This window comes from Streptomyces sp. NPDC090741 (assembly GCF_044769045.1).
Lineage (GTDB): Bacteria > Actinomycetota > Actinomycetes > Streptomycetales > Streptomycetaceae > Streptomyces.
Window position 1 is genome coordinate 170,069 of the sequence record NZ_JBIVXF010000010.1, and the last position, 22,453, is coordinate 192,521.

Here is a 22,453-nt window from a genome sequence, read left to right on the forward strand (position 1 = left end):
AGGTCGTCCGGGTTCAGGGTGTGGCCCAGTACCGGGCCCAGGCCCGGGCGGCCTTGATCGTCTCCTCCAGCCCGGTCGTCCCGTACGCTTGCCAGGCTTCCCAGGACCGCGCTTCGGCCTCGGTGAGGACCACTACCGCCTCGCGGGGGGCGGCCGCGAACGCGGGGACGGTCCGCGCCCAGCCGGCGGCCTGCTCGGGGGTCTGGTTGCCGTCCAGGACGAGCCGCATGCCCCACAGGGCGGTGTCGATCCAGGCGGGCCCGCGCATCGCCCATGCCCAGTCGATCATCCATACGCGGCCGCTGCGCTCGACCATGAAGTTGGAGGCGGCCGGGTCGGAGTGCACGAGCCGGTCCCCGGTCAGGAGCGGCTCGTCGGCTGGGTCGCAGTACGCGGCCCACCGCTCCCACGGCGTGAGCCGGACCTCCTTCGGGGCGGGGTACTGGCTCAGCTCGCGCAGCACGGCGGCGATCGGCTCCAGGTGGCCGCTATCGTCGCCGAACCACGCCCACGCGCTCGCGTTAACGCCCTCGAAGCCGACCAGGAGCCAGCCGCCGGCTTCCTGCTGCCACAGCATCCTGGGGGCGCGGGCAGGCAGGTGCGGGTTGACGGCGGCCTCCGCTTTGAGCTCACCGATCCGTTCGTGGTCGAGCGGCAACCCCTTGACGAACACCATCTCCTCGTCCGAATCCGAAGGCCACAAGAGGGAGGCGAGTGCGGAGCTGGTGCCGTTCTCCACCTCGGCGCGTGGGCAGCCGGGTCCGACCCGGTCGGCGATCGCCTGCCGGGTTGCTTCGGGAAGCTCGTCGAAGGGGAGCCGGTCGACACGCATGCCGGCTCAGCGCCCGGGCGGGGGCTGCTGCGGGTTGCTCGGCGGGAACGGCGGGTTCTTGTCTGGCCGGGTGGGCGGGCCGGTGGACGGTCGCCCCGGCGGCGGCGTGGAGGTGGGCCCGGGGGTCGGGCGGCGATCGAGTACCGGGATCGTCATGGCGGCGAAGGTACCCGCTGTCACGGGGGCGGCGCCGGGTGTTGGACGCAAATGGCCGATTGCGGCGGGCCGGGCGCCGGGGGTGGCCCGCGCAGCACCCCGCCGACCGGGGATCGCCGTCCGGCCGTGCCCCCGTCCCGCCGCCCGCTGCGCCCCGGCCTTCCCGCGGGCGACTGGCCGCCGTAGCACCCGGCCCTGGCCGGAGCCTGGTTCACCGGGGCCGCTGGCCCGTCCCGGCCGCTGCGCCGCGGGCACCGGCCGGGAGGACCCTGAGAAGGTGGCCCCGGCCGTCGGGCTAAACGTCGAGGAGACCCGTACGCTGCTCGCCCGGTTCGGTGACCTCGGCCCCTACCGCTGCCCCCCCCCCCCCGGATCGCCGGTGCCGTGTGCGCCGCAGCTCAGCCATTGTCGCCGCGCTGCAGCCGTGGCGGGGTGCCCAGTCGGTCCAGCGGTGGGCATCGCGCGCGGGAAGCTCCAGGGCGAAACGGACGACCATCTTCGACGGCCCCGGATCGGTGCTTCCCTGCAGGGCCGCGAGCTCGGGGGAGAGGCGGTCCAGCGTCTCCCGTCCAACGATTCGCGCCCGAGCGGGTGTCGGGCCGCTTGGGGTTCCGGAGGACGCGAGGCAGGCCTTGAAGGGGCCGCAGGCCCCCTTGGTGGTCGGCGCGCACCAGCGACGTTGATGCGGATCTTGGAGGAGTTCCGTGAAGTGCCTGTCACCGGGCATGGAGGGCGCGTGGATCCAGAACCACTCCGGAGGCCGTTACCCGGCAGCCACAACCTGGCCGGCCGTGACTTGGGGAGGTTCAGGTAGCAGCGACGCGAGGTTGTCCCGTACGAAGTCAGCGGCCCTCTTGACCGACTCTTCGGCCCCGGCTTGGTCTTCGAAGACGCTGGTAGAGAGCATCACTCCGCCCCCCGCGTCAACCCAGTAGTAGGCTACGAATCCAGGCACTTGGCGAAGGAGAGGTACGAACCCCTCTTCCACTCGGCGCCCCGCCTCGGCAGGATCAGTCACCCCTTCGTACCGTCGAACCACTGCGTACATGGCTGATCTCCTCACGGATCCCAAGGTCACCTCGTGCCAAACGACCTACCCCCACCGTGCATCGCTGGCTCGCGGGAGCGCAAGACCAACTCGCGGTTCACCGGTGACAACTTCCAGCGCAACCTGACGATCGTCGACGAGGTGCAGGCGATCGGCGCCGAGATCGGCGCCACGCCGGCGCAGACCGCGCTGGCGTGGATCCTCACCCGCGTCGGCGACATCGCCCCCATCCCCGGAACCCGGCGGGTCGCCCGCGTCGAGGAGAACACCGCCGCAGACGACATCGAGCTCACCCCGGCCCAGCTGGAGCGGCTGAAACAACCTCACCCCCGCCGCAGGCGAGCGCCACGACGAGGCGAACATGGCCGCCATCGACCGCTGACCCCGCCGAGCACGGCCCCGGAGGGGCGACCACCTGCGCTTCGTCAAGGGCGCCACCCTGAGCAAGTTCAACCTCGTTGACGCGACCTGGCACTGACCCGGCCCCAGCCCCACCGCAACGCCCCCGGCAGGCACTGTCGGGGGCGTTGCGGTGGCCCCTGCCGGGAACGGCTCTCTTTCTGCCCTCTGGCCCTCGTTCGCGGCCGTCAACGGTTCGCGGCAGTCAGTGAAACTGAGCAGTCGTCATGCTTCCCGCCTGGGGTTGTGCAGGTCGGCTGAGTGGGTTGGCGACTGTGTTGGCTCACTGAATCTGCGCAGTTCCCGGGTAGGCCAGCCGTCTGACCTGTGGGTTCTTAAGCGTGAAGCCTGGTTGCGCAGGCTGGTTGGGCATTGCGCAGTTGCACTGGTCGGCGACACCTGGGGCCGGAAGGGGCGCAGCAGGGGCCCGGAAGGCCCTCACAGGCCTTTCTTCTTCACCCTGCCGCAAGGCCGAGCGCTACCGTCCCGGGTGCGACGGTCCCGGCCCTCGGGGAGGCGCAGAACGGCCGATACGCGGGAACTGGTCATCTCGTCCCCTCTTCAAGGGGCAGCCCGGCCGCGGTCGTGACGCCTTTCGGGCAGGGTCGTTCATCAGGGCATGATCAAGCACATTGTGACCACAGCCCTTGTTGTTGTTTTTGTTGTTTCTTCTTTTCGGGAAATTGAAAGGTGAGTTGCTGTCGCTTACGACCAGGGTCTGGTTGCGGCGACCGTGTGGGAGAAAGATGCGGCAGTGGTATCCGTCATCCCCGCAAGCGGGATGGTGGTTAACGAAACCGCATTCTGAGGTGGGCAGTCGCTTTCAGCGGGTAATGGGCCCGCGAGGATCCTGTCCGGACCGGAGCTTGCATGCTTTCTGGCTGAGGTACACCTTGTAGTAGTACCTGTAAGCAACTCTGTAGCCACTGGCGTAGCCCATTTCGTAGGTAGTGGTTGACCGGAACAGCGGAGGGCCCCAGCGGGAACAGCTCCGGCCGGCCCTTTTTGCGGCTAGCTCACCCACCTGGTAACCATCACAGTGGCCTCGCCAATAGGGCTGGTTCAACTCCATGTAGCCGCATCCCGACCAAGGGGGTTCCTGTGCAATGGCCCGGGTATTGCGGTACTGTAGCGCCCTCTCCACAGCAGGTGCGGTGGTGCCCGCTGCCGAGGCGGACGGAAATGTTAGGGCGGCGCACAGTAAGATCCCGGCGGCGGGAAAATAGCGCGAGCGGCGCATCTTTGCCTCCCCTCTTGGCGGCTGGTCGGGATGACGTCGCAGAGTCGACCCGGCGTTCACCGTGACTCATAGATGGCGGCATCAGTCAAAGCCTAAATCGGGCACCCAGTTAGTGCATCCTGGGTCGCAGGCCTAAAGAGCATTCGGGCGTTTCGGTAGCGCGTAGTCGTCGCGTCAATTATTGAAATGGAAAGCTATCCTGTGGCCATATTGAGAGGCCCTGACCACCACGGTCGCCGAGGGGCGATCTCTCTTAGAAGATCGCCGTTGACGCCCGAGGTGAGATTCGTCGGGTCGGGGCTGGCTTGATGGCAGCCGAGTCACCCGGGGTCGAGCCGCAGGACTGTGAGGCGATCGAGGCTTACGAGGCCGCGCTGGCTGCCTTCGCCGAGAAGCTGAACCTGTCCACCTATCCGGCGGGTCCCCCTCCTACGCCATGGTCGCCGCCGACTCGGTGCGGCCGCGCCTGACCACGACTGGCCTGACTGAGATGAGCACCGGCAAGCGGTTTCCGTTCCTCGAGGCGCTCTTGGAATCCCTCCGGGTCGTCACCACCCCCAGCGGCCTGGACAGGCCGGCCGCCGCGAAGTTCCGCGCCGACGCCGCCCTCGTGGAGGAGTGGCGCGGGCACTGGCAGGACGCCACGCTGCTCCAGCGCCGGGCCCAGGCCGCGAACAAACGGGTGCGGGCCACGGTCCGCCAGGTCCACGAAGACGCCGTCCGCGACGCGGAGCCCTACGGACCCTGGCGCGCTCTGAAGTGGCGGTCCTGGGCGTGCTTGGGCCCAGGCGGAGACATGAGTGCGGGTATCAGGGTTTGACGGTCTGCAGGCGGATTCGGCGGGCTTTGCGGGAGGCCGTCGCCCTCTGACGTGGTTTCGTCGTCGATCAGCCCGTAGGGGGGCCGGTCCTCGCTGCGGCTGTTCCGCGGATGCTGGGGTGGACTTCAACTTCAAGATCATCGCTGCCGACGGACTGGAAGCCCGACGGCCGGCCCGAATCTCAATGGAGTCCTGACTACAGACGGGATCGGGACGGTCAAGTGCCCGCCGGCGCGTAGCGGGTGGTGGCCGCGCCGTGATCCACGGGCAGGTGGGTGAGCATGGGGGCAACGTAGTCCGCTGGGACGGTGCCCCCGGTGATCTTTGGGATTTTCCGGGATCTGGAGGTGTCTCTCAGGACGGTACCGCTCGGACGGGCACGGCTAGGACCTCCAGGCCGTGATCTCGTGCGGGTGAATCCGGGGCCGCACGTGTGTGGTGGGCGAAGCCCACGGGCCGGGCTGTCTCGCGTCAGGGACGAGGCAGCGGCGTTTGCACGGTGGGAATCCCCCCCGGAACCCTGCTGCATACGCTGGTCAGGCTGCCCGGCGAGGGTCGTGGCCGGGTGGACCGTCTCAGGCTCTACGAGGAGTGCGCATGTCTCAGGTCAAGCTCACCGCCAAGCCCCATACCGGATCGGGCAAGGGTTACGCCCGCCAACTCCGCAGCCTGAACGAGGTTCCCGGCGTCATCTACGGTCACGGCACCGAGCCGGTCCATGTGGCCATGGACGGCCGCGAACTGATGACGGCCCTGCATACTCCGAACACAGTCAGCTCCCTGGATGTCGACCATTCCCTGGATGTCGACGGCAAGACCGTGCACGTCATCCCGAAGGCTGTCCAGCGCGAGGCTCTCAGGGGGTTCCCGGTCCACGTCGACTTTCTCGTCGTCAAGCCCGGCGAGAGGGTGATGGTCGAGGCCGCGGTCGAGACAGAGGGCGAACTGGCCCCGGTGACCACCTGGTCGAGCAGGTGCTGAACGCGCTCCCCGTCGAGGCCGATCCCGATCGCATCCCGGTCTCCGTCACTGTGTCCGTCGAGGGCCTGGGGGCCGGTGCCTCCATCCAGGCCAAGGGCGTCATCCTGCCGGGCGGTACGGATCTGGCCATCGGCCCCGACGCGATCGTCATCCAGATCGTGGCCGCGCGGCACGCGGAACCGGCTGCCGGGGATGCCGAAGTCTGAGTCGCGCCGGCCTGCCTGACCTGGCGTACGAAGAGGACCCCGCGTCCGGCGAGATCCCGGGGCGGGGGCGTCCTTCGAAGCGGCGGAGGGTCAGTAGGCGATGATGAGGCAGCCGCCGTGGCCGTGGGCACCGGTGTGGTGTGGCCGCCCTCGCGGTCTCCTCCCTCACCGCCGGAGCCGCCGTTGCCCTGGCCCTCACAGTCGCGCGGGGCCTGGGCGTTGGTCTCGCCGTCGCCCTTGCCGGGAGTTCCCCCGCTGGGCCTGCCGCCCGTATAACCGTCGTGATTAGTGATCTTGACGTTCTGGTCCAGCCTGCACTTGCTGCCGGAGCCTGTCTTGCCGCCAGAGCCGGGCCCGGTGCCGGTGGCGTCGCCTCCGCCCGCGCCGCCCTTGGCCAGTGCGATGTAGCCCGTGGTGTCGGACCAGCCCGGCAGACTGAGCATGGAGTACCCGCCCTCGTGGCCGGGGTCGCCTCCGTTCCCGGGTGCGCCGCCGGAGCCGATGCGGACGGTCAGCTTCGTACCGGGGGAGTTGTTGATGTCGCAGGTGATCGTGATTCCTGCCGCTCCGGAACCGCCGCCGGAGCCCTGGCCGAACGCTCCTCCGTTACCGCCTCCGCCGCCGCCGATGGCGGTGACGTGGATCTTCTTGACGCCCGAGGGGGCGGTGAAGGGGTGGTCACCGTCGGTGTCGAAGACCACCCGTGTCGTCTTGGCTGCGGCGGCGGAGTTGGCCGGTAGCAGCACGATCGGAAGGACGGCGCCGACGACGGCTCAGAAGAGAAGGCGCAGGTGTGGATTCACGGTGGGGCTCCCTTGGAGGCGGAGGGACGGTACTCGATCCGACAACAGAGGCTCTCACTGCGCCCACTGCACGTCGGTCAGCGGTACACGAGGCCAACGACCCGGCGATCGGGAGGAAACGGCTCACAGGAAACGAAGAAGTCTCCCGTCAGTCATGGCACGGGGGCATCGGTCACGCGCCCAGTCCACGCCCAAGCTCCGCGAGGGCGGCTGTCGTCGACCAGTGAATCTGAGGAGTCGTCATGCTGCTGACCTGGGGTTGTGCAGTTTGGGTGAGCGGGTGATGGGCGACACTGGACCAAGACCTTCACCGACCCCCGTCTCTGAGTGGCCATCGTCGATAGCCTCACCTTCAACGGCACCATCATCGAAACCGGCACCGACTCCTACCGCCTCGCCAGCACCCGCGCACGAGCCGAAGAGCCCGTCAAGGCCGGCTGGGCTCAGGGTGACCACACATACGGCGTCGTCGTGGTGACCGCGTGCAGGCCAAGGCGGGTGAGGATCGGAGTGCTGTCGGCTGAGGCGTCGACGTAGACGTAGGGGACATCGCGGGCAGCAGCGTGTTGGGCTCGGTAGGCGACCATGGCCCGGTAGATGCCCTTTCCGCGCCATTCCTTGAGCGTTGAGCCGCCCCAGAGGCCGCCGAAGTCGATGCCGTCCTTGAACACCAGCCAGGCGGCGCAGACGACTTCGGTGCGTGCCTCGGCGACGAGGACGACGGTGTCCTCTGGGGCGTTCTCGATCCGGGCGGCCAGGTCGTCGGCGAGCCAGCCCCAGTCCTCGCCCCAGACGGTGCTTTCCATGGCGGCGATCCGCTGGAGGTCTGACCTGGCGGTGACACGGCGGAGGGTCACGCCGTCGGGCAGGACGGGGTCTGCGGCCAGATCTGCGGACTGCCCGATGAGCACGGTCTCGCTGTCCTCGGCGATGAAGCCGGCCGCCGTGAGTCGGTCGGTGAGGTCGGCAGGGAGATCATGGGCGCGAGTCTTCCATTCGACCGCCTCACCACGGGCAGCGTAGAAGTCACGCTGCCGCGCTATGAGCGTGTCGAGTTCTGCCCCGTAAACACCGAGGTCGCGTGGGCCCGTGACGAAGCCACGGTGCCACCCGACGACACGGGTCAACGGGCCGTCTCTTTCGATGCGCGCGCTGCCGCCAGGCGGGGTGACACCACGGAGTTGGGCGTCATACGCGGTGCGGAGTTCGTTGATCTGAGTGTCCTTCACCCGAACACCGTACGGACCGGGTCAAGTGATTAAACGCCGGCCGAAGCCGCGCAAACACCAGGGCTGCGCTCTCTCACTGCCGCTACCTGCCTCGACGGCCAGCCGCCCTGCGGGCGGCTGGCCGTCCCCACGTTCGCATCCACACAGTGCCGTCATTTCTCGGTTCTGGCACAGATCTTGGGGAGTCGTCGCCGAGCGTTACCTCCATGTTCGATTGCGAGGAGAGGGGATCGCGTGAGACCACGTACGCCTTGTCGTCCGAAGACCGGAGCTGACGCTCCCTCAGGTGCTGGCCGGCCGCTGCTGAGGTCAGTCGTGGACGGTGATGGTGCTGGTCATGCAGACCGATGCACCGTTCTGGAACTCGCTGGTGTTCGAGGGGATCGACGATGTGGATGTCGAGGCGGTCACGTCCGCGTTCGGCACGGTCGAGGTGGTGGCGAGGGGCCGCGCTGCCGGGGCTACATGCCCTGACTGCGGCCGCTTCTCGAAGCGAGTCCACGACCGTTACCAGCGCAGGCTGAAGGATCTACCGCTCGCTGAGCAGGGCTTTGTGATCCGGCTGACGGTTCGACGTTTCATCTGCGGGTCGGCGGACTGCCCGCGCCGGACGTTCGCCGAGTCGTTCTCCCGGCTCGCCGCCCCGCACGCACGGTTCACCACGCGGCTCAACCACGCCCTGGAACGAGTGGGGCTCGCGCTGGCCGGGCGGGCCGGCGTCCGGCTGGCTGCCCAGCTGGGCTTCGGAGCCAGCCGGATGACCTTGTTACGCAGGGTCATGGCCTTGCCCGATCCGCAGTTCGGTACTCCGCGGGTGCTGGGCATGGACGACTTCGCGATCCGCCGCGGCCAGACCTACTCCACCATCTTGACCAGCGTCGAAGACCATCGCGTGATCGACGTGCTCCCGACCCGTGAAGCCGGGCCACTGGCCGACTGGCTGATCCGCCACCCCGGCGTGGAGATCATCTGCCGGGACCGGGCGGGCGCCTACGCCGAAGGTGCCCGCCGCGGGGCCCCCGACGCTCTGCAGGTCGCCGACCGGTTCCATCTATGGCAGGGCCTCGGCCGAGCCGTGGAGACCTGCGTCGCCGCCCATCGCGACTGCCTGCGCAATCCTTCACCCAGCGGCATGTTGCCGGAGGCCACCCGAGCGGCTGCCGGCCGGCCGCAGGGCGACTCGGCGCCCGTCGGCCGGCGGGCCGAGCGGAAGAAGGCAGCACATGCCTTGGTCCACGAGCTCCTTGCCCAGGGGTACTCACGCCGGGCTATCGCTCGGCACCTGGGCTGGGGCCTCAACACCGTGCTCCGGTACGCGAATGCCGCACGCTGGCAGGACACCTTCCGCGATAACCGGCCCCGACCGAGCAGGCTGGACCCCTACAAGCCCTACTTGGAGCGGCGATTCGTCGAAGGATGCACCAGCGTCACCCGGCTGCACGGCGAGCTGGTTGCCGAGCGCGCTCCTGTCACCTACGGCATGGTCCGCGCGTACATTGCCACTTTGCGCGGGGTCCCATCCGGGGCACCGCCCCGGCCGCCGACAGTGCGGCAGGTGACCGGCTGGATCACCCGTCACCCCGCGACCCTGACCGAGGAAGCCCGGGCCGGCCTGAAGGAGGTCCTGGCACGCTGCCCCGAACTGGACACGGCAGCCGGACATGTCCGCGACTTCGGCGAGATACTCACCGACCGCCTCGGCGCCACGCTCCCCACCTGGATCGATGCAGTCGACGCCAGCCAGCAACCCGGTCTCACCGGCTTCGCGCTCCATCTGCTCCGAGATCTCGACGCCGTGACCGCCGGGCTCACTCTCGACTGGAGCTCCGGCAGCATCGAGGGCGCCGTCAACCGCATCAAGAAGATCAAGCGGCAGCTCTACGGCCGAGCCGGATTCGGACTGCTCCGCAAGATGATCCTGCTCCAGTAGCACTCCGAGACGCTCCCAAGACCTGCACAAAACCGAGAAATAGGGATATTTGCCGCGGGTGTGTGAATCGGGGGTCCATCCAGGTGCCCAGCCGTGGCAGGATGGCCTGATGTTGATCCGAAAGGGCGATGCCGCGTAGGCGTCCCAAGGCCGTCCGTGCAGAGCGGTGGCGGCCACGATGGCAGTATCCGGTCCTGAGGGTCCGCGGTGTCTCCGCGCGGACTCGTGCAGCGATCCGCCGGGTCGAAGACCAGGAGATGTGGTCCAACGCGGTCGCGAATGCGCTCTCTCGCTTCGAGTGGGCCTTCAAGCAACAGGGCCGCTACCTGAACGCCTCCGAGGCCTGCTCGCCTGGGATAGAGGTGGAAGACGCTCGTGACGATCTGGAGCGGGCGATGCTGCACCTTCCTCCCGGAGCCAAACGGGACTTGGGTCGACTGATCACGCGCATCGATGAGGAATTCGAGCGCCGCACCTTGCCGGAGCCCAACTACATCGAGTGGGCAATGGACGGCTGGTGGTGGACCAGGATGCGTGAACGCTGACGGACCCGGCCTCGTGCCCGTTCCCTGTAATCGAACGACACAGTTACCCTCCGTGATCACTCCCCAAGATCTGTGCCAGAACCCATTTCTCATCCACATTCCAGAGATGGCCTGGCGGTCGACGAGCTGGAGCGGGATCGGCTGCTGGACATCGCGGCGGGCTGCGGTGGCACCGACGTGGAGTTCACCCCGGCCCCGTAGGGCGGCGCAGACGACGTCGCACCACGAACGGAGTAACGACCGACCGACATTGTGGACGCTCTAGCGTCCGGACCCGCGTCGCCCCAGGCACCGGCGCGGCTTCACCCAGGGCAGAAGGCCACTCCCTTCCCCCCGCGCCCCGGATCCTTAGGGTGAGGGGGTGAGCACTCATGCGCCGAACGAGTCCCGCGTCATCTCCCTGCGCCCGCAGGCCCCGTCGCCTGGTTCCGGCGGGGCGGCCGGCGCACCGCGGCGACCCGTGGGGGGTCCACAGCCACGCGCGCCGAGGGAGCCTCTGTGGCGTGACCTCGTCGGCGACGTGCTGCGGCGCGAGCGGCTCGCCCAGGAGCGCACGCTGAAGGACGTCTCGGAGGCGGCCCGGATCTCGATGCCGTACCTGTCGGAGGTGGAGCGCGGACGCAAGGAGGCATCCTCCGAGGTGCTCGCGGCAGCCGCCCAGGCCCTCGGGCTCGGCCTCGCCGACCTGCTGCTGCTCGCCGGTGACGAGCTGGCCCGGCACGCCCGGAACCGGGTGGTCCGGGGCCGCACGTCACCCACGTCACCCACGGCGCAGTACAAGGGCTTCTGCCTCGCCGCCTGACCGGACCGGGCCCACGGCCGGTACGACGGGGCGCGCCCCCGCCGTACCGGCCGGCTCGCTGGCCCTCGGCCACGGCCGCGCGGGCTCAGACGAACGCGAACCGTCGGCTCAGCACCTCGTCGGCGAGCCCGTAGGCCACGGCCTCCTCGGCGGTGAACACCTTCTCCCGGTCCATGTCCGCGCGCAGCGTCGCCACGTCGTGGTGCGTGTGCCGGGACAGGACCTCCTCCACCTGCGAGCGGACGCGGACCATCTCCTTGGCCGCGAGGCTGAGGTCGGAGACCGTCCCCTGCCGGCCGCCGCTGGCCGGCTGGCCGAGCAGCACCCGCGCGTGCCGGAGCACGAACCGTCGCCCGGGATCTCCGCCCGCCAGCAGCACCGCCGCCGTCGACGCCGCCTGACCGACGCAGAAGGTGGAGATCGGCGCCTGCACGAACGTCATCGTGTCGTAGATCGCCATCAGCGAAGTGAACGATCCGCCGGGTGAGTTGAGATAGATCGAGATCTCCTGCTCCGGGCTCGCCGACTCCAGGTGCAGGAGCTGCGCGATGACCACGTTGGCGACCCCGTCGTCGATCTCGGTGCCGAGGAAGATGATCCGCTCGTTCAGCAGCCGGCTGAAGACGTCGTAGGACCGCTCGCCCTGCGCGGTCCGCTCGATCACGTAGGGAACCGTGTACGACCCCATGTCACAGCCCCGTCCGTCGGCGCGGCGTGGCCGGGCGGATGTCGGCGAGCGACTCCACCACCCGGTCCACCATCCCGTACTCCCTGGCCTGTTCGGCCGTGAACCAGCGGTCCCGGTCGCCGTCCCGCGCGATCGTCTCCTCGCTCTGCCCGGTGTGCTGGGCGGTGATCCGTTCGACGGCCTTCTTGGTGAACTGGAGGTTCTCCGCCTGGATCTCGATGTCCGCGGCGGTACCGCCGATGCCCGCCGAGGGCTGGTGCATCATGATCCGCGCGTTCGGCAGCGCGAACCGCTTGCCGGGCGTCCCCACGGTGAGCAGGAACTGGCCCATGCTGGCGGCGAAGCCCATCGCCAGCGTCGAGACGTCGTTCGGGATGAGCCGCATCGTGTCGTAGATGGCGAGACCCGCGGTGACCGACCCGCCGGGGCTGTTGACGTACAGACTGATGTCGGAGCGCGGGTCCTGCGCCGACAGCAGCAGCAGCTGCGCGCACACCCGGTTGGCCGACACCTCGTCGACCTGGGTGCCGAGGAGGACGATTCGCTGGTCGAGCAGCCTTGCCGCGAGGTGGTCGTCGAAGTGGCCGGGCGGTGTGTCGCCCTCCTCCGCGCGGGGCGCGAGCATGGTGAGGGGAGCCATCTCTTCTCCTTGTCGAGGGGTGATGCCGTCGACTCCACTCTTGACCTCGGGAACCCCCCGGACGCCGTTCCTCTGCCCCCGGCAGATCCGCCACGGGCGGACACGACGTCACGGCACTCGTACCTGGAAGCGGTCGGCGCCTAGGACCTGGATTCCGACGACCTGTCGTGAACGTTGGTGAACGCCCTGCGTCGTGCGGAAGATTCGAAGACCCGGGCGTAGAAGGTGCACTCCCGTCCCGGGTGCTGCGCCCTGGACGGCGGCATGGAGCAGGGGAACGGTGCCGTATCTGCCCGAGCCTCCACGGCCTGGGCCATCTCGTTCTACGGTGGTCGGTAGCACCCGCCGCAGGAGGAGCCGATGAGCGCCCAGCCCGACCACACCCCCGCAGCCCCTGCCCCGTACGCGCCTGCGCCCGGCGCGCCGGCCGAACTCCTCGCGCAGCTGCGCGCCGATCGCCGCGCCGCGCGGTGGGTGCCGGCGTTCGAGGCGGAGTGGGCGGCGGCGCTGGAGGAGTCGCGCCGGACGTTCTCCTTGACCACCTTGTACGAGGTCGTCCACGCCTGGCAGGCCCGTCTCGCCTCCGCCCCCTCGGTCGACGCGTTCGTGGCCTCCGGCCGCGACGAGGCCGGGTTCATGGACATGGCCGAGCTCCGCGGTCGGCGGCGCCGGTGAGCCTGCAGCCGTGCGCGGTCCGCATTTCGTCGCCGGCTGCGAAGGTCCTCGCCGCCCTCCCCGAACACGCAGAAGAGATGGTGTGGGACCTGCTCGACGCTGCCGCGGCCGACCCGCGGGGCTCCCGCCAGTGGGACCCCGCTGACCCCGAAGGCGAAGACGTCCGGATCGCGTCCGCCGGCCGCCTGTCCGTCATCTACTTCGTCAACCGTCCGCTACGGCACCTGTCCGTCCTGGACATCGTCTGGCTCGGCTAGCTATCCGACTACCGCGAGTCGGCCGAGCCGTCGCCCCGGGAGCCTCGCTGTCTCGTCCGGTTCACGGGGCCTCCTCATGAGAAGTCGAACATGCTTAACCCCCTCTGCTGGCTGGCTCGGCGGTGTTCGGCGTGACCTGGCCGCGTTGGGCATGGCATGGAGATGGAGTGGTTGCCGTTCGGGATGCGGGCCCCGGTCGCGGTGACGTACGTCCGGTGCGCGCAGTGCGGGGCACTCGGTGAGATCGTCCTCGAGGGCGGGCGGCTGGACCTGGCGATGGCCCGGGCCGGCGCTCACGTCCGCCAGATGCACCCGGGTGTGAACGTCCGCGAGGCGCTCCGCCTGGTGCCCGACCTCGCCTTCCCACCAGTCGACTGTTCCGACGTCGCCGACTGGGCTGCGCAGTACAACGCCCGAAACTACGGGACGGAGACCCTCGGCCCGGGGTGACGAGACGGGTGTGGGGCGGCCCCGCGGGGCCGCCCCACCTGGTTCGCAGGGATGGGCTGTCGTGGTTTCTGCAGAACGAGACGTTGATGTAGTCGATGTCGGTGAATTCGACTTCGAGGTGGTCGGCGCGGGTTCCGCCGTCCTTGCAGTAGATGTCCTGGAGGCCTTCGGCGACGATCGCGCGCAGTTCCGGATCCGGGGCCGCTCGGCGGCCTGGGCGAGCACCACCTCGGCCAGGGCCCGTCGGCGGTCCTCCTCCGGCGTCCGTTCAGACATTTTGTGGTCAGGGGCGGTGAGCGTGGAAGATGCCCCAGCTGGTCAGGTTGTTGCGGCAGGCTTCCACCCAGAGCGGCAGATTCTCGAGGAGGCCTTGCAGGTAGGCGGGACTGATGAGGCCCTGGAGTTCTTTGGCCCGCTGTCGTGTCTCCTCGGTGAGGCGGAGGTAGTGGGTGAGCATCTGGTCGCTGCGGTCGTCGAAGTCGACTGAGGCCAGCCCCAGGGCGGTGAGTTGCTGCCGGTAGAAGGCGGGGGTGGCGAACCCGTCGACCTCGAGGCGGGCGATCACAGGGCGCAGCGCCTGGGGTGGAGTGTGGTCGGCCGCCATCAGGTCGGTGAATACGAGGTGCCCCTGGGGTTTGAGGACACGGACGGCTTCTGAGAGGAGTTCTTCCCGGTTTCCGCTGTGGCAGAAGGCCTCCTGCGACCACACGACGTCGAAGTGCCGGTCAGGGGAGGGGATGTCCTGGAACGATCCGGTGACGACCTTGATGAGCCCGTCGAGGCCGAGCTCGGCATTGGTCTTGCGGTGGCGCTCGTTCTGGGCCTCGCTGATGTTGAGGGCGACGACCTGGCAGCCGAAAGTTTCGGCCAGGTAGCGGGTGGGTCCCCCGTATCCGGATCCGAGGTCGAGGACCACGGATCCGGGCCCGAGACGGCCGGCGACTTTCGACGCTGCGACTTCGACGGTACGGCGGGAAGCAACGGCGAGCGGCTCGTGGGGATGGATGTACACGCCGGTGTGGATGTCCTCCCCGCCCCACACTGTGCCGTAGAAGGCATCGACATCACTTGTGCCGTAGTAGCGGGCCGCTGCAGCAGAGGCCTTGGCCGCACTGTCAAGACTGGTCATCTCACGCCCTCACTTGTCGGGACCCGGCTACCACAGCCGGCGCAGATGCTCGGCGCGAGAGTAACCGGGCCCCGGGCAGGAAACAGGAACACCAAACCAGCCATCCCGGCGAACACCCCGGCGCGCACCGGGCCATCGGACAGTATCTCGACGTACCTGCGAGCCCCCGTTCTGCCTCGTGCGCGGGGAACGAGCTTGAGTGGCGGCGAATGCGGCGGCCGTGCCGGTGTCTGCAGTCCGGGCCGGCCCGCCGGATCGGCGGAGTTACGAGGTCGTGGGGGCGGGCGGGCGACGTGAGAGCGTCTCGCTGGATCTCCTCGGTGACAGCCATCTGGTGAAGGGCGGGCGAGCCACGCGGTGGCCCGCCAGATGTTCGTCTCCGAGCACACCGTGCAGGACCACCTCAAGTCGGTGTTCGCCAAGACCGCTACGAACAACCGCAGAATGCTGCTGGCCCGCGCACTCGGAACGTGAACCGCGGGCCGCTACCCCGCCTGCTTGACGCAGGTCCGGTCCCTCGCCGGCAGCTTGCCGGTGGCCAGGTACCGGTTGACCTGGTCGTCCACGCACGCGTTGCCGTAGCGCCCGAAGAGGGCGTGCCGGTTGGCGCCCTCGAGGGTGACCAGCCTGGAGCTCGGCAGCTGCTTGTGCAGCTCGACGCTTCCCTTGTACGTCGTACGCGGGTCACCGGTGGCGGCGACGATCAGTGCAGGGGCATCGCGCCGCACCCGGGTGGGCTCTTCGCGCGGCGAGTCCCAGAAGGCGCACGGGTTGATGTTGTTGGTCAGAGCGCCGAACAGCGGGTGCGCGATGCGGTTGCGCTCGATGTCCCGCCAGTAGAGCTCGGGATCGCGCGCGGCGGCCACGTCCCCGCAGATGACGGCGGACTGCGCGCCGGTGGGCTCGCCCTCACCGCGCAGCACGTACCGGAGCTCCGGGACGAGCATCGGCGGCACCGTCGTCGGCCGGCCCTCCGCGGCTTTGGCCAGTACGGAAAGCAGCTCGCCGAACGACGCCCGCGCCGGGGCGGTGTCGTCCGCGATGCCCGAGAAGAGGAGGAGCGGCACCTGGCTGTCGTCGATCCGGAAGGCATCGGCGCCGGCGCCGATGGTCAGCGGACCGCGCGCGGCCGCCGCGACGATGCGGTCGACGGCGGCGAGCACCTCGGCGCGGCTGCGGCCGAGGCCGTAGGTGTCGTGGTGCTCCGCGGCCCAGGCGGCCCAGTCGGACAGCGCCTTCTCGTTCTCGCGCTCGGTGCCCTTCAGCAGCCGGGGGCGGTAGTCGCTCGGGTTGATCGCCCCGTCCAGCACCATCCGGTCGTGGCGGCCGGGGAACATCTGCGTGTAGACCGTGCCCAGGTAGGTGCCGTACGAGTAGCCCAGGAAGGAGATCTTCCGCTCGCCGAGCGTGCCGCGGATGACGTCCATGTCGCGGGCCGTGTTGCGGGTGGTGATGTGCGGGAGCACCGCGGCGTCGGTGGCCCGGCACTTGTCGGCCAGGCTCTTCTGCAGGGCGACCTGGCGGTCGAAGCCCGCCCGGCCGGTGCCGGCGGACAGCCAGGTCATGCCGACGGGCAAGCCGCAGTCCAGCGCGGTGCTGCGCCCGATGAAGCGCGGGTCGAAGCCGACGATGTCGTAGCGCGCGCCGACCTCCTTCATCGACGCACGGGCCTGCGGCGGGGACTGGAGCGCGGGACCGCCCGGACCGCCGTTGTTGAGGAGGATCGCGCCGATGCGGTGGCGGGTGTCGGTGGCCTTGAGCCGGGAGATCGCCACGGTGATCGTGCGCCCCCGGGGGTCGGCGTAGTCCAGGGGCACGGTCACGTCCGCGCACTGCACGCCTGCCTGGTCCAGATCGCGGCCCGTGGTGTCGTCGGGGCCCTTGATGCAGCTGCCCCAGCCGAGGTGCTGGCGGTAGTACCGGTCCAGTCCGGCTCCGGAGCTGTCCTGGGCGGGGGTCTCGGCGGCCGTGGCCAGGACGGGGGAGGACGTGAGGCAGGCGGAGAGGGTGAGGCCCACGGCCAAGGCGCGGCGTGCGGCGGGGCTGAGAGTGGTCACGGGGTCTCCTTGAGCATCGTCCGCTTCGTGTGATCGCATGCCCCGAGGCTAGGAATCCGCCCTGGTACGGCACATCGCCCAAGGGCACGAGGACCCCGGTCCCGTCCACCCCCTGGTCCGGGACCTGCGGCCCGGTCCGGTCTCCTCCTCCGGGAGGAGACCGTCGGCGTCGTCGCCTCCCTCAAGATCCGACGCGTCCGGTTCCTGCTGAGGGAGGGCAGTACTGCGCGGGGCGTGGTGACCCGTCTTGAGTAGACCCGGATCGCGCCGGCCTCGGGTGCCGGCAGCACCAGCCGGAGCGTCGGAACCACCGTGTACTACCCGGTCATCACTTGGAGCACGGGCGACGGCCGCGCAATGGAAACCAGGACGAACATCGCTCGACCCAAGGACAAAACCCTTCCCGTCGGTGCCCGCGTCGAGGTCCGATACGACCAGGCAGACCCGTCACGCTGGACCCTCCCGGCCGAGGGCACCGCCTTCTGGTTGGCTGTTCAGCGCACTGGGCGCGTTGTTCGTCGCGATGGGGCTGGGGTTCGCCCTAGGGGGCCTGTCGTAAGGGGCCTTGACGTGCGAAACGTTCGCGAAACACCCGGGTCCGTACACCTGGAGTCATGGAGAAGCATCTCTAGGCTCAAGACCAGCTACTGACCTTGAAGTCGTCTTGCCGCAGGGGCTGACGGTTTGTGGTCGTCGCGTGACCACGGAGAGGCAAGCGTTGACCAGGCTGGAGGAAGCTGAGGAGGTCGTGCTCGGCCAGGCCCCTCTCGCGGTAGTAGGGGGCGACGACTCGGCTGATCTGCGAAAGGGTGTCGATGGCGTCGCCCAAGAGGTAGAGAACCATTCGCGGGACGTCGAAGGGTTCATTGCCGTGTGCGTAACGCGTCACTTCAGCCAGGTTCCGCACGGCCTCGGTAATCGTGGCGTTGATTCCGTCGACCAGGCCCTCAGGTATTTTGGCATCGTCCATGACCGCAGGCCATGACCGCTGATGCGGAGCGCAGGCTCTGAACGGCCGGCACCGCGAGCCAGCCGCGCAAAGCACCCGGCCAGCCGTCCAGGAAGGGTGCCGCCGACCGCGGTGCACGCAAGGACAGCGGCCGCCGCGCGAGCGACCTCCCCGTCGAACTCACCGGCGTCGACTACCTCGACCTCGACTACTGCATCGCGCCCGGGTGGATCCGCGTGTCCAGCTGAGCCGAAGCACGATAGTTGTCACCACGGCAGGCTTGTTGTCAGCGAAGGTGTGTGCGTGGAGCCGGCCGTGAACCTGCGCCGCTCACGCTCAGGCTGTCTTTCTCGGTGTTCGGGATCAGTCCTCGCCAGCCGGAGCGATGGCTGTGCGCAACAAGGCGGCCATCGATCGGCCGGCCACCCGCAGCGGTTCTGGATCTCGGGCAGCCCGGCTGAGCATGAAAGCACCCTCCAGCATCATGATCATCGAGTACGCGAGGGACTGCGCCGTCCTCGGCTCGGTCACCCAACGGCCAAACCACTGCGTCGCCGTGCCGACCCACTCCTCGAAAACCTCCGCCGTCGCGGTACGCAACACCTCATTGCTGCTCGCGACCTCCAGGGCCACCGTCCCGATCGGGCATGCGTCGGCATAGTCGGCCGCAGCAAGGTCATCTGCAGCAGCTGCGAATGCGCGCACGAGGGACTCCATCGGATCGGGCACGCTGTCCAGCAGAGCCAGGACCATTCGGCCGTACTCAGTTCCGGATGCGCGGATCATGTCCTCGGCCAGTTGTTGCTTGCCGCCGGGGAAGAAGTGGTAGATCGAGCCGAACGGCGCGTCCGCCTCCACCGCGATCCGCTTCAGGCCGGTGGCCGAGTAACCGTGTCGGCGGAACAGCACCGTGGCGGCCCTCTGGATTCTGGCTCGCGTGTTCGACTCTCCCATTGCCTTCCACCCCTCTCCCCGCCAAGATTACAGTAGAACGATCTATCAAGTGAGGGGCTGGGATGCCGAGGATCGAGTTGTCGTCCGGACCGATCGACTACCAGGACACCGGCGGTGAAGGGCCTGTACTGGTCCTCGCCCACGGTTTACCGATGAACGAGACTCAGTGGCGCAAGGTGGTCCCGTTGTTGGACGGATACCGCTGCGTTCTGCCCACGCTGCCCCTGGGCGGTCATCGTCAGCCGATGAACCCGGATGCCGATCTGTCCCAGCGCGGTGTTGCCCTGCTCTTGGGCGAGTTCATCGAGGGGCTCGGTCTGGACCGGGTGACCCTCGTCCTCAATGACTGGGGCGGTGGTCAGTTTCTGGTGTCGGAAGGGCAGGACCGGCGCATCGCCCGCCTGGTGCTGGTGGCCTGCGAGGCCTTCGACAACTTTCCCCCAGGGCCGGCCAAGGCCATGGCACAGGTGTGCAGGATTCCCGGCGGCGTCTGGCTACTGACGCGGCTCATGCGCGTTCCCGCCTTCCGTCACAGCCGGGGCGGATACGGCGGGATGAGCCTGTGTGGAGTCCCCGACGAGATCATGGACGACTGGTTCGCTCCCGCCACCCGCAGCAGGGCCATCCGCAGGGACTTCGCCAAATTCGCCACCGGGGCACCCGGACGCAAGACCCTGCTCGCCTGGAGCGATCGACTGCGTGACTTCGACCGCCCGGTATTGGTCGTTTGGGCGACCGAGGACCGCTTGATGCCGCGTGAGCACGGCCCCCGGCTGGCGGAGCTGTACCCGCAGGGCCGGCTGGTCGAGATCGCCGACTCGTCCACCCTCATCCCCGAGGACCAGCCCGAACGACTCGCCCAAGTGCTCACCGACTTCCTGACCCAAACCGGAGCAGAACCGGTCCGAAGGGTCTCCTGAGCGCGCGGCGGCAGGCTGATGCGACAGCTACTGAGGATTTCAGGGTGGGGTCGGTGGGTTGATAGCCAGGCCGGTGGCGGTGAGGCAGCCGTCGATGAGGTGGGGTCGAAGCTGGATTCTGCGTAACTCGCGGCGGAGTACAACCCGCAAAGCTCAGTAACGCAAAACCTCGGACTCAGGTCACTAGAGGGGAATTGGCGAGCAGTCGGCGTTGGTGGTCCCGGGCCGGCTCGTCGTAGTACTTGTCCCACCAGCGCCTGGAGGCGAGCGGCACCGGGGCTTCGACTCCAGTCTCGGGGCCGGGCGTGGGCTGGTGCGCGGCTAGGCGGAGCGAGTCGCGGAAGCGGTGGTGGTTGAACAGGCGGAAGAACTCGGTGAAGTAGATCTCGGCGAGGCCGTGGTCGCCCCGGATCACCAGCATGTTCTCGTCGTTCTTGTTCGCGGAGGGGTTGCTGAAGTTGGCCGAGCCGGTGACCACGATCGGATCGTCGCCGATCGGGTCGATCAGCAGGTACTTCGTATGCAGGTACTCGATGTTGTTGGAGAACGGGTTGTCGTGCTCGGCCGCCCAGCCGGCGAGGCCGCCCTCTTCGACGAGGCCACCGGCCACGAGCTCGGTGTCGGGATCGGTGACCAGGTTCCGGTTCGCGTCGGCGACGGTGGCGTCCTCGAAGAGCAGCCAGCGGAGCGCAGGGTGGTCACCGGGGAGCTGGTCGGCGAATCGGGGATCGAGGTTGAACGGGAGCGTAATGCACATCAGGTCCTGGGCCGATCCGAAGAGATCGGCGTAGCGGTCTTGCGCCGTGGTCTGCGTGTGCGGGCTGAACACGACTGAGATGCCCGCGGGCCAGGAGTCGGGTATCGGGTTGTTGGTGTCCACCCAATTGTTGAGGGTGCCAGGGGTTGGGTCCGTGACGAGCTGTGCCCAGTAGTCGCGGTACTGCTGGGCGACGGCTGGCTCGGTGACAGTGTGTCCGACGTTCGACTGGCCGAAGATCCCGTTCTCGGTGATGTTGGTCGACCCCGTCCAGACCGACTGGGGCGCACCCTCGTGGCTTGCGATCACGAACTTGTTGTGCGGGATCTGAGCCCGGGCGCGCCAGGCTACGACCAGGTCGTCGATGCCAGCGGCGGTCACCGCTGCGCGGTTGTGCGGGTGGTCGAACACGACGAGCTGGACGTCCATGCCCGTGTCTGCGGCCACGCGGAAGGCCTCGAGCACGGGCAGGTACTCGAACTCGTACAGCGCCGCATGGAGCTGCCCGTGGTCGCTGGCGGCGGTGCCGATGAAGGCGAGCAGCGCCTCCTCGAGACCGCGGGACAACCATCGCCAGGCCTCGCGGTTGGCGATGTCACGGGGGTGGAGGTTCTTGAAGCGCTCGGCGTAGGCCTGCGAGGCATACACGCCACGGTTGAACCAGACACCGTGCACGCCCGGCTCCTCGGTTTGCACTTGCAGCTCGACGGTCGAGACCGGGGTGAGTTCCTCCCCCGGAGTTCCGGTCATGCTGTGCACGCGGTAGGTGTAGGTTCTCCCTGGCTTGGCGCGGTAGTCACCCCAGGTGAAGGTCTGGAACGGGTTCCAATTCGATCCCCAATGGCGCCTCGCCTGCGGAAAACGGAGGCGGTTGTCGAGCCACCGGTGCTGGCCTTCAGTGTGATCGAACCGCTCGACCCCGAAACCGAGCACGCCATTCATGTCAGCTCGATCGTGGTCGAACCCCAACACCACGACATGAGTCCCGGCGATGGCCTGCACTCGCAATGGCCCAGAACTGCCCTGCACCCTCATGCCCACGCCTCCTGCTCGCCCGGCCATCTTCTGGACCAACGCTCGCTTCCGGCCCGGCCCAGCCATCGGCTGTTCCGCCGTCAGGTGTCCAGGCCGTGTTCCAGGAAGCGCGTGCGGCCGTCCTGTTCAGGTCTCGGTGATGGGTTCGCCGTCGTACGTGCTGCCCATACAGGTCCAAAGACCGGTACTGGAGTCGTACTCCACGTTCCGTGACCGGCCACACAAACCGGCCCGCCGACAAGCCGATACGGCAGCCCCCGCAACGGGGCCCATGGAGCCAAGAGCCGCCATGATCACGGCGGCTGTAAACCTGAGTCGTGTACGCAGGTGAGCTCCTTTGAGGACAAGCGACACCAACACGTCAATCCCAGCTTTACCCCGCGCCGCGCCGGGCGCACCCTGACGCGGGGGCGCTCCCGGGGCACGTGAGCTCTTTTCGTAAACCTTGCAGTTGATCCAGCCCGTACGGGGCCCAGCCGATCCGGGACCGGCCGCAGCAGCACTTCCTGGGCGGCCGCGGCGATCCGGCGGACCTGGTTGAGCTGGCTCTCCCGGCGCGTGCGGGCGGCGCGGCTCGTCGTGAAGCTCGCCGCCGTGACCAGGGACAGGGTGAGGAGGTTGGTGTAGGCCTGTTGGCCGCGCCAGGCGTGATTGTGGGTGGCGGTGATCAGTCTGACGACGACGGCCAGGCCCGCCGCCACGAGCGTGCCCCTGGGTCCCGTCGTCACCGCCGCCAGGGCGGGTGTCGCGACCAGCAGGGGCCCATGTAGACGACGTGCGCGGGCGTGAGCTCGATCAGGAGCACCAGCAGGGCGATCGCGAAGGGCACGCACTCCGCGAGGACGAAGAGGACCTGGTGGTGACCGCCGGCTCCCGGTCCCGGGGGAGAGCGCAAGGGCGCTCTCATGAGTACAGCCTGTCCCTCCCGGACGCGCGGACGCCACTCCGTGT

Annotated in this window: 20 protein-coding genes and 3 pseudogenes; 13 read left to right on the top strand and 10 right to left on the bottom strand. The window is 68.6% G+C overall.

Annotated elements, in window-relative coordinates:
• Window positions 1–13: 13 nt before the first annotated feature.
• Window positions 14–832 (bottom strand): phosphotransferase family protein, encoded by an 819-nt coding sequence (locus tag ACIQU4_RS26450; RefSeq protein ID WP_403735413.1) that lies wholly within the window; start codon window positions 830–832, stop codon window positions 14–16.
• Window positions 833–2,114: 1,282 nt separating this feature from the next.
• Here ACIQU4_RS26450 and ACIQU4_RS26455 point away from each other — a divergent pair.
• The 4 genes and pseudogenes from ACIQU4_RS26455 to ACIQU4_RS26470 form a co-directional block, all read left to right on the top strand.
• Window positions 2,115–2,418 (top strand): annotated as a pseudogene (locus ACIQU4_RS26455) (aldo/keto reductase); the annotation flags it as partial.
• 1,747 nt (window positions 2,419–4,165) lie between these two features.
• A complete protein-coding gene (locus ACIQU4_RS26460) occupies window positions 4,166–4,495 on the top strand; it encodes a hypothetical protein (RefSeq protein WP_403735416.1) in 330 nt (109 codons plus the stop codon).
• A 597-nt stretch (window positions 4,496–5,092) separates the two neighbouring features.
• Window positions 5,093–5,682, top strand: a pseudogene (locus tag ACIQU4_RS26465) (50S ribosomal protein L25).
• 1,097 nt (window positions 5,683–6,779) lie between these two features.
• Window positions 6,780–6,890 (top strand): annotated as a pseudogene (locus ACIQU4_RS26470) (AAA family ATPase); the annotation flags it as partial.
• A 38-nt stretch (window positions 6,891–6,928) separates the two neighbouring features.
• Here ACIQU4_RS26470 and ACIQU4_RS26475 read toward each other — a convergent pair.
• Window positions 6,929–7,714, bottom strand: coding sequence for a GNAT family N-acetyltransferase (locus ACIQU4_RS26475; protein ID WP_403735419.1), 786 nt, complete (start codon window positions 7,712–7,714; stop codon window positions 6,929–6,931).
• A 337-nt stretch (window positions 7,715–8,051) separates the two neighbouring features.
• On the opposite strand from ACIQU4_RS26475, the gene ACIQU4_RS26480 reads away from it, so the two are divergent.
• The 3 genes from ACIQU4_RS26480 (at window position 8,052) to ACIQU4_RS26490 (ending at window position 10,991) form a co-directional block, all read left to right on the top strand.
• A complete protein-coding gene (locus tag ACIQU4_RS26480) occupies window positions 8,052–9,644 on the top strand; it encodes an ISL3 family transposase (protein ID WP_403735422.1) in 1,593 nt (530 codons plus the stop codon).
• 257 nt (window positions 9,645–9,901) lie between these two features.
• Window positions 9,902–10,189 carry a hypothetical protein gene (locus ACIQU4_RS26485; RefSeq protein ID WP_403735425.1) on the top strand — a complete coding sequence of 96 codons (288 nt, stop codon included), beginning with the start codon at window positions 9,902–9,904 and terminating at the stop codon, window positions 10,187–10,189.
• Window positions 10,190–10,550: 361 nt separating this feature from the next.
• Window positions 10,551–10,991 (top strand): helix-turn-helix domain-containing protein, encoded by a 441-nt coding sequence (locus ACIQU4_RS26490; protein ID WP_403735428.1) that lies wholly within the window; start codon window positions 10,551–10,553, stop codon window positions 10,989–10,991.
• An 85-nt stretch (window positions 10,992–11,076) separates the two neighbouring features.
• Here ACIQU4_RS26490 and ACIQU4_RS26495 read toward each other — a convergent pair whose 3' ends face one another.
• Window positions 11,077–11,679 (bottom strand): ATP-dependent Clp protease proteolytic subunit, encoded by a 603-nt coding sequence (locus tag ACIQU4_RS26495; protein ID WP_356812690.1) that lies wholly within the window; start codon window positions 11,677–11,679, stop codon window positions 11,077–11,079.
• 1 nt (window position 11,680) lies between these two features.
• The gene (locus ACIQU4_RS26500) at window positions 11,681–12,319 is read right to left on the bottom strand and encodes an ATP-dependent Clp protease proteolytic subunit (RefSeq protein WP_403735431.1); all 639 of its coding nucleotides are present in this window, start codon (window positions 12,317–12,319) and stop codon (window positions 11,681–11,683) included.
• 360 nt (window positions 12,320–12,679) lie between these two features.
• On the opposite strand from ACIQU4_RS26500, the gene ACIQU4_RS26505 reads away from it, so the two are divergent.
• The 3 genes from ACIQU4_RS26505 to ACIQU4_RS26515 all read left to right on the top strand — a co-directional run bounded on the left by ACIQU4_RS26505 (window position 12,680) and on the right by ACIQU4_RS26515 (window position 13,701).
• On the top strand, window positions 12,680–12,994 hold the full coding sequence (locus ACIQU4_RS26505; RefSeq protein WP_403735434.1) for a DUF6247 family protein: 315 nt from the start codon (window positions 12,680–12,682) through the stop codon (window positions 12,992–12,994).
• Window positions 12,991–13,251 carry a hypothetical protein gene (locus ACIQU4_RS26510; RefSeq protein ID WP_403735437.1) on the top strand — a complete coding sequence of 87 codons (261 nt, stop codon included), beginning with the start codon at window positions 12,991–12,993 and terminating at the stop codon, window positions 13,249–13,251. Before ACIQU4_RS26505 ends, ACIQU4_RS26510 begins: the two co-directional genes overlap by 4 nt.
• Window positions 13,252–13,413: 162 nt before the next feature.
• Complete coding sequence (locus ACIQU4_RS26515) at window positions 13,414–13,701, top strand: hypothetical protein (RefSeq protein ID WP_403735440.1); 288 nt, start codon at window positions 13,414–13,416, stop codon at window positions 13,699–13,701.
• Window positions 13,702–13,984: 283 nt separating this feature from the next.
• On the opposite strand, the gene ACIQU4_RS26520 is transcribed toward ACIQU4_RS26515, so the two are convergent.
• Window positions 13,985–14,830: an SAM-dependent methyltransferase gene (locus ACIQU4_RS26520; RefSeq protein ID WP_403735443.1), complete on the bottom strand. Its 846-nt coding sequence runs from the start codon at window positions 14,828–14,830 to the stop codon at window positions 13,985–13,987.
• Window positions 14,831–15,187: 357 nt separating this feature from the next.
• Here ACIQU4_RS26520 and ACIQU4_RS26525 point away from each other — a divergent pair, with 357 nt between their 5' ends.
• Window positions 15,188–15,304: a LuxR C-terminal-related transcriptional regulator gene (locus ACIQU4_RS26525; RefSeq protein ID WP_403735446.1), complete on the top strand. Its 117-nt coding sequence runs from the start codon at window positions 15,188–15,190 to the stop codon at window positions 15,302–15,304.
• A gap of 11 nt (window positions 15,305–15,315) precedes the next feature.
• Here ACIQU4_RS26525 and ACIQU4_RS26530 read toward each other — a convergent pair whose 3' ends face one another.
• Entirely contained in the window at window positions 15,316–16,887 is a 1,572-nt protein-coding gene (locus ACIQU4_RS26530; RefSeq protein ID WP_403735449.1) for an alpha/beta hydrolase, read from the bottom strand.
• A 261-nt stretch (window positions 16,888–17,148) separates the two neighbouring features.
• On the opposite strand from ACIQU4_RS26530, the gene ACIQU4_RS26535 reads away from it, so the two are divergent.
• Complete coding sequence (locus tag ACIQU4_RS26535; protein WP_403735813.1) at window positions 17,149–17,538, top strand: DUF3592 domain-containing protein; 390 nt, start codon at window positions 17,149–17,151, stop codon at window positions 17,536–17,538.
• Here ACIQU4_RS26535 and ACIQU4_RS26540 read toward each other — a convergent pair.
• Together ACIQU4_RS26540 and ACIQU4_RS26545 are read right to left on the bottom strand one after the other, a co-directional pair.
• Complete coding sequence (locus tag ACIQU4_RS26540) at window positions 17,522–17,857, bottom strand: hypothetical protein (RefSeq protein ID WP_403735452.1); 336 nt, start codon at window positions 17,855–17,857, stop codon at window positions 17,522–17,524. The genes ACIQU4_RS26535 and ACIQU4_RS26540 overlap by 17 nt on opposite strands.
• 342 nt (window positions 17,858–18,199) lie before the next feature.
• On the bottom strand, window positions 18,200–18,790 hold the full coding sequence (locus ACIQU4_RS26545) for a TetR/AcrR family transcriptional regulator (RefSeq protein WP_403735455.1): 591 nt from the start codon (window positions 18,788–18,790) through the stop codon (window positions 18,200–18,202).
• Window positions 18,791–18,852: 62 nt separating this feature from the next.
• On the opposite strand from ACIQU4_RS26545, the gene ACIQU4_RS26550 reads away from it, so the two are divergent.
• The gene (locus ACIQU4_RS26550) at window positions 18,853–19,710 is read left to right on the top strand and encodes an alpha/beta fold hydrolase (RefSeq protein WP_403735458.1); all 858 of its coding nucleotides are present in this window, start codon (window positions 18,853–18,855) and stop codon (window positions 19,708–19,710) included.
• Window positions 19,711–19,885: 175 nt separating this feature from the next.
• On the opposite strand, the gene ACIQU4_RS26555 is transcribed toward ACIQU4_RS26550, so the two are convergent.
• Together ACIQU4_RS26555 and ACIQU4_RS26560 are read right to left on the bottom strand one after the other, a co-directional pair.
• The gene (locus ACIQU4_RS26555; protein ID WP_403735816.1) at window positions 19,886–21,217 is read right to left on the bottom strand and encodes a phospholipase D-like domain-containing protein; all 1,332 of its coding nucleotides are present in this window, start codon (window positions 21,215–21,217) and stop codon (window positions 19,886–19,888) included.
• A gap of 1,009 nt (window positions 21,218–22,226) precedes the next feature.
• Window positions 22,227–22,409: a hypothetical protein gene (locus ACIQU4_RS26560; protein ID WP_403735461.1), complete on the bottom strand. Its 183-nt coding sequence runs from the start codon at window positions 22,407–22,409 to the stop codon at window positions 22,227–22,229.
• Between the last annotated feature and the right edge of the window lie 44 nt (window positions 22,410–22,453).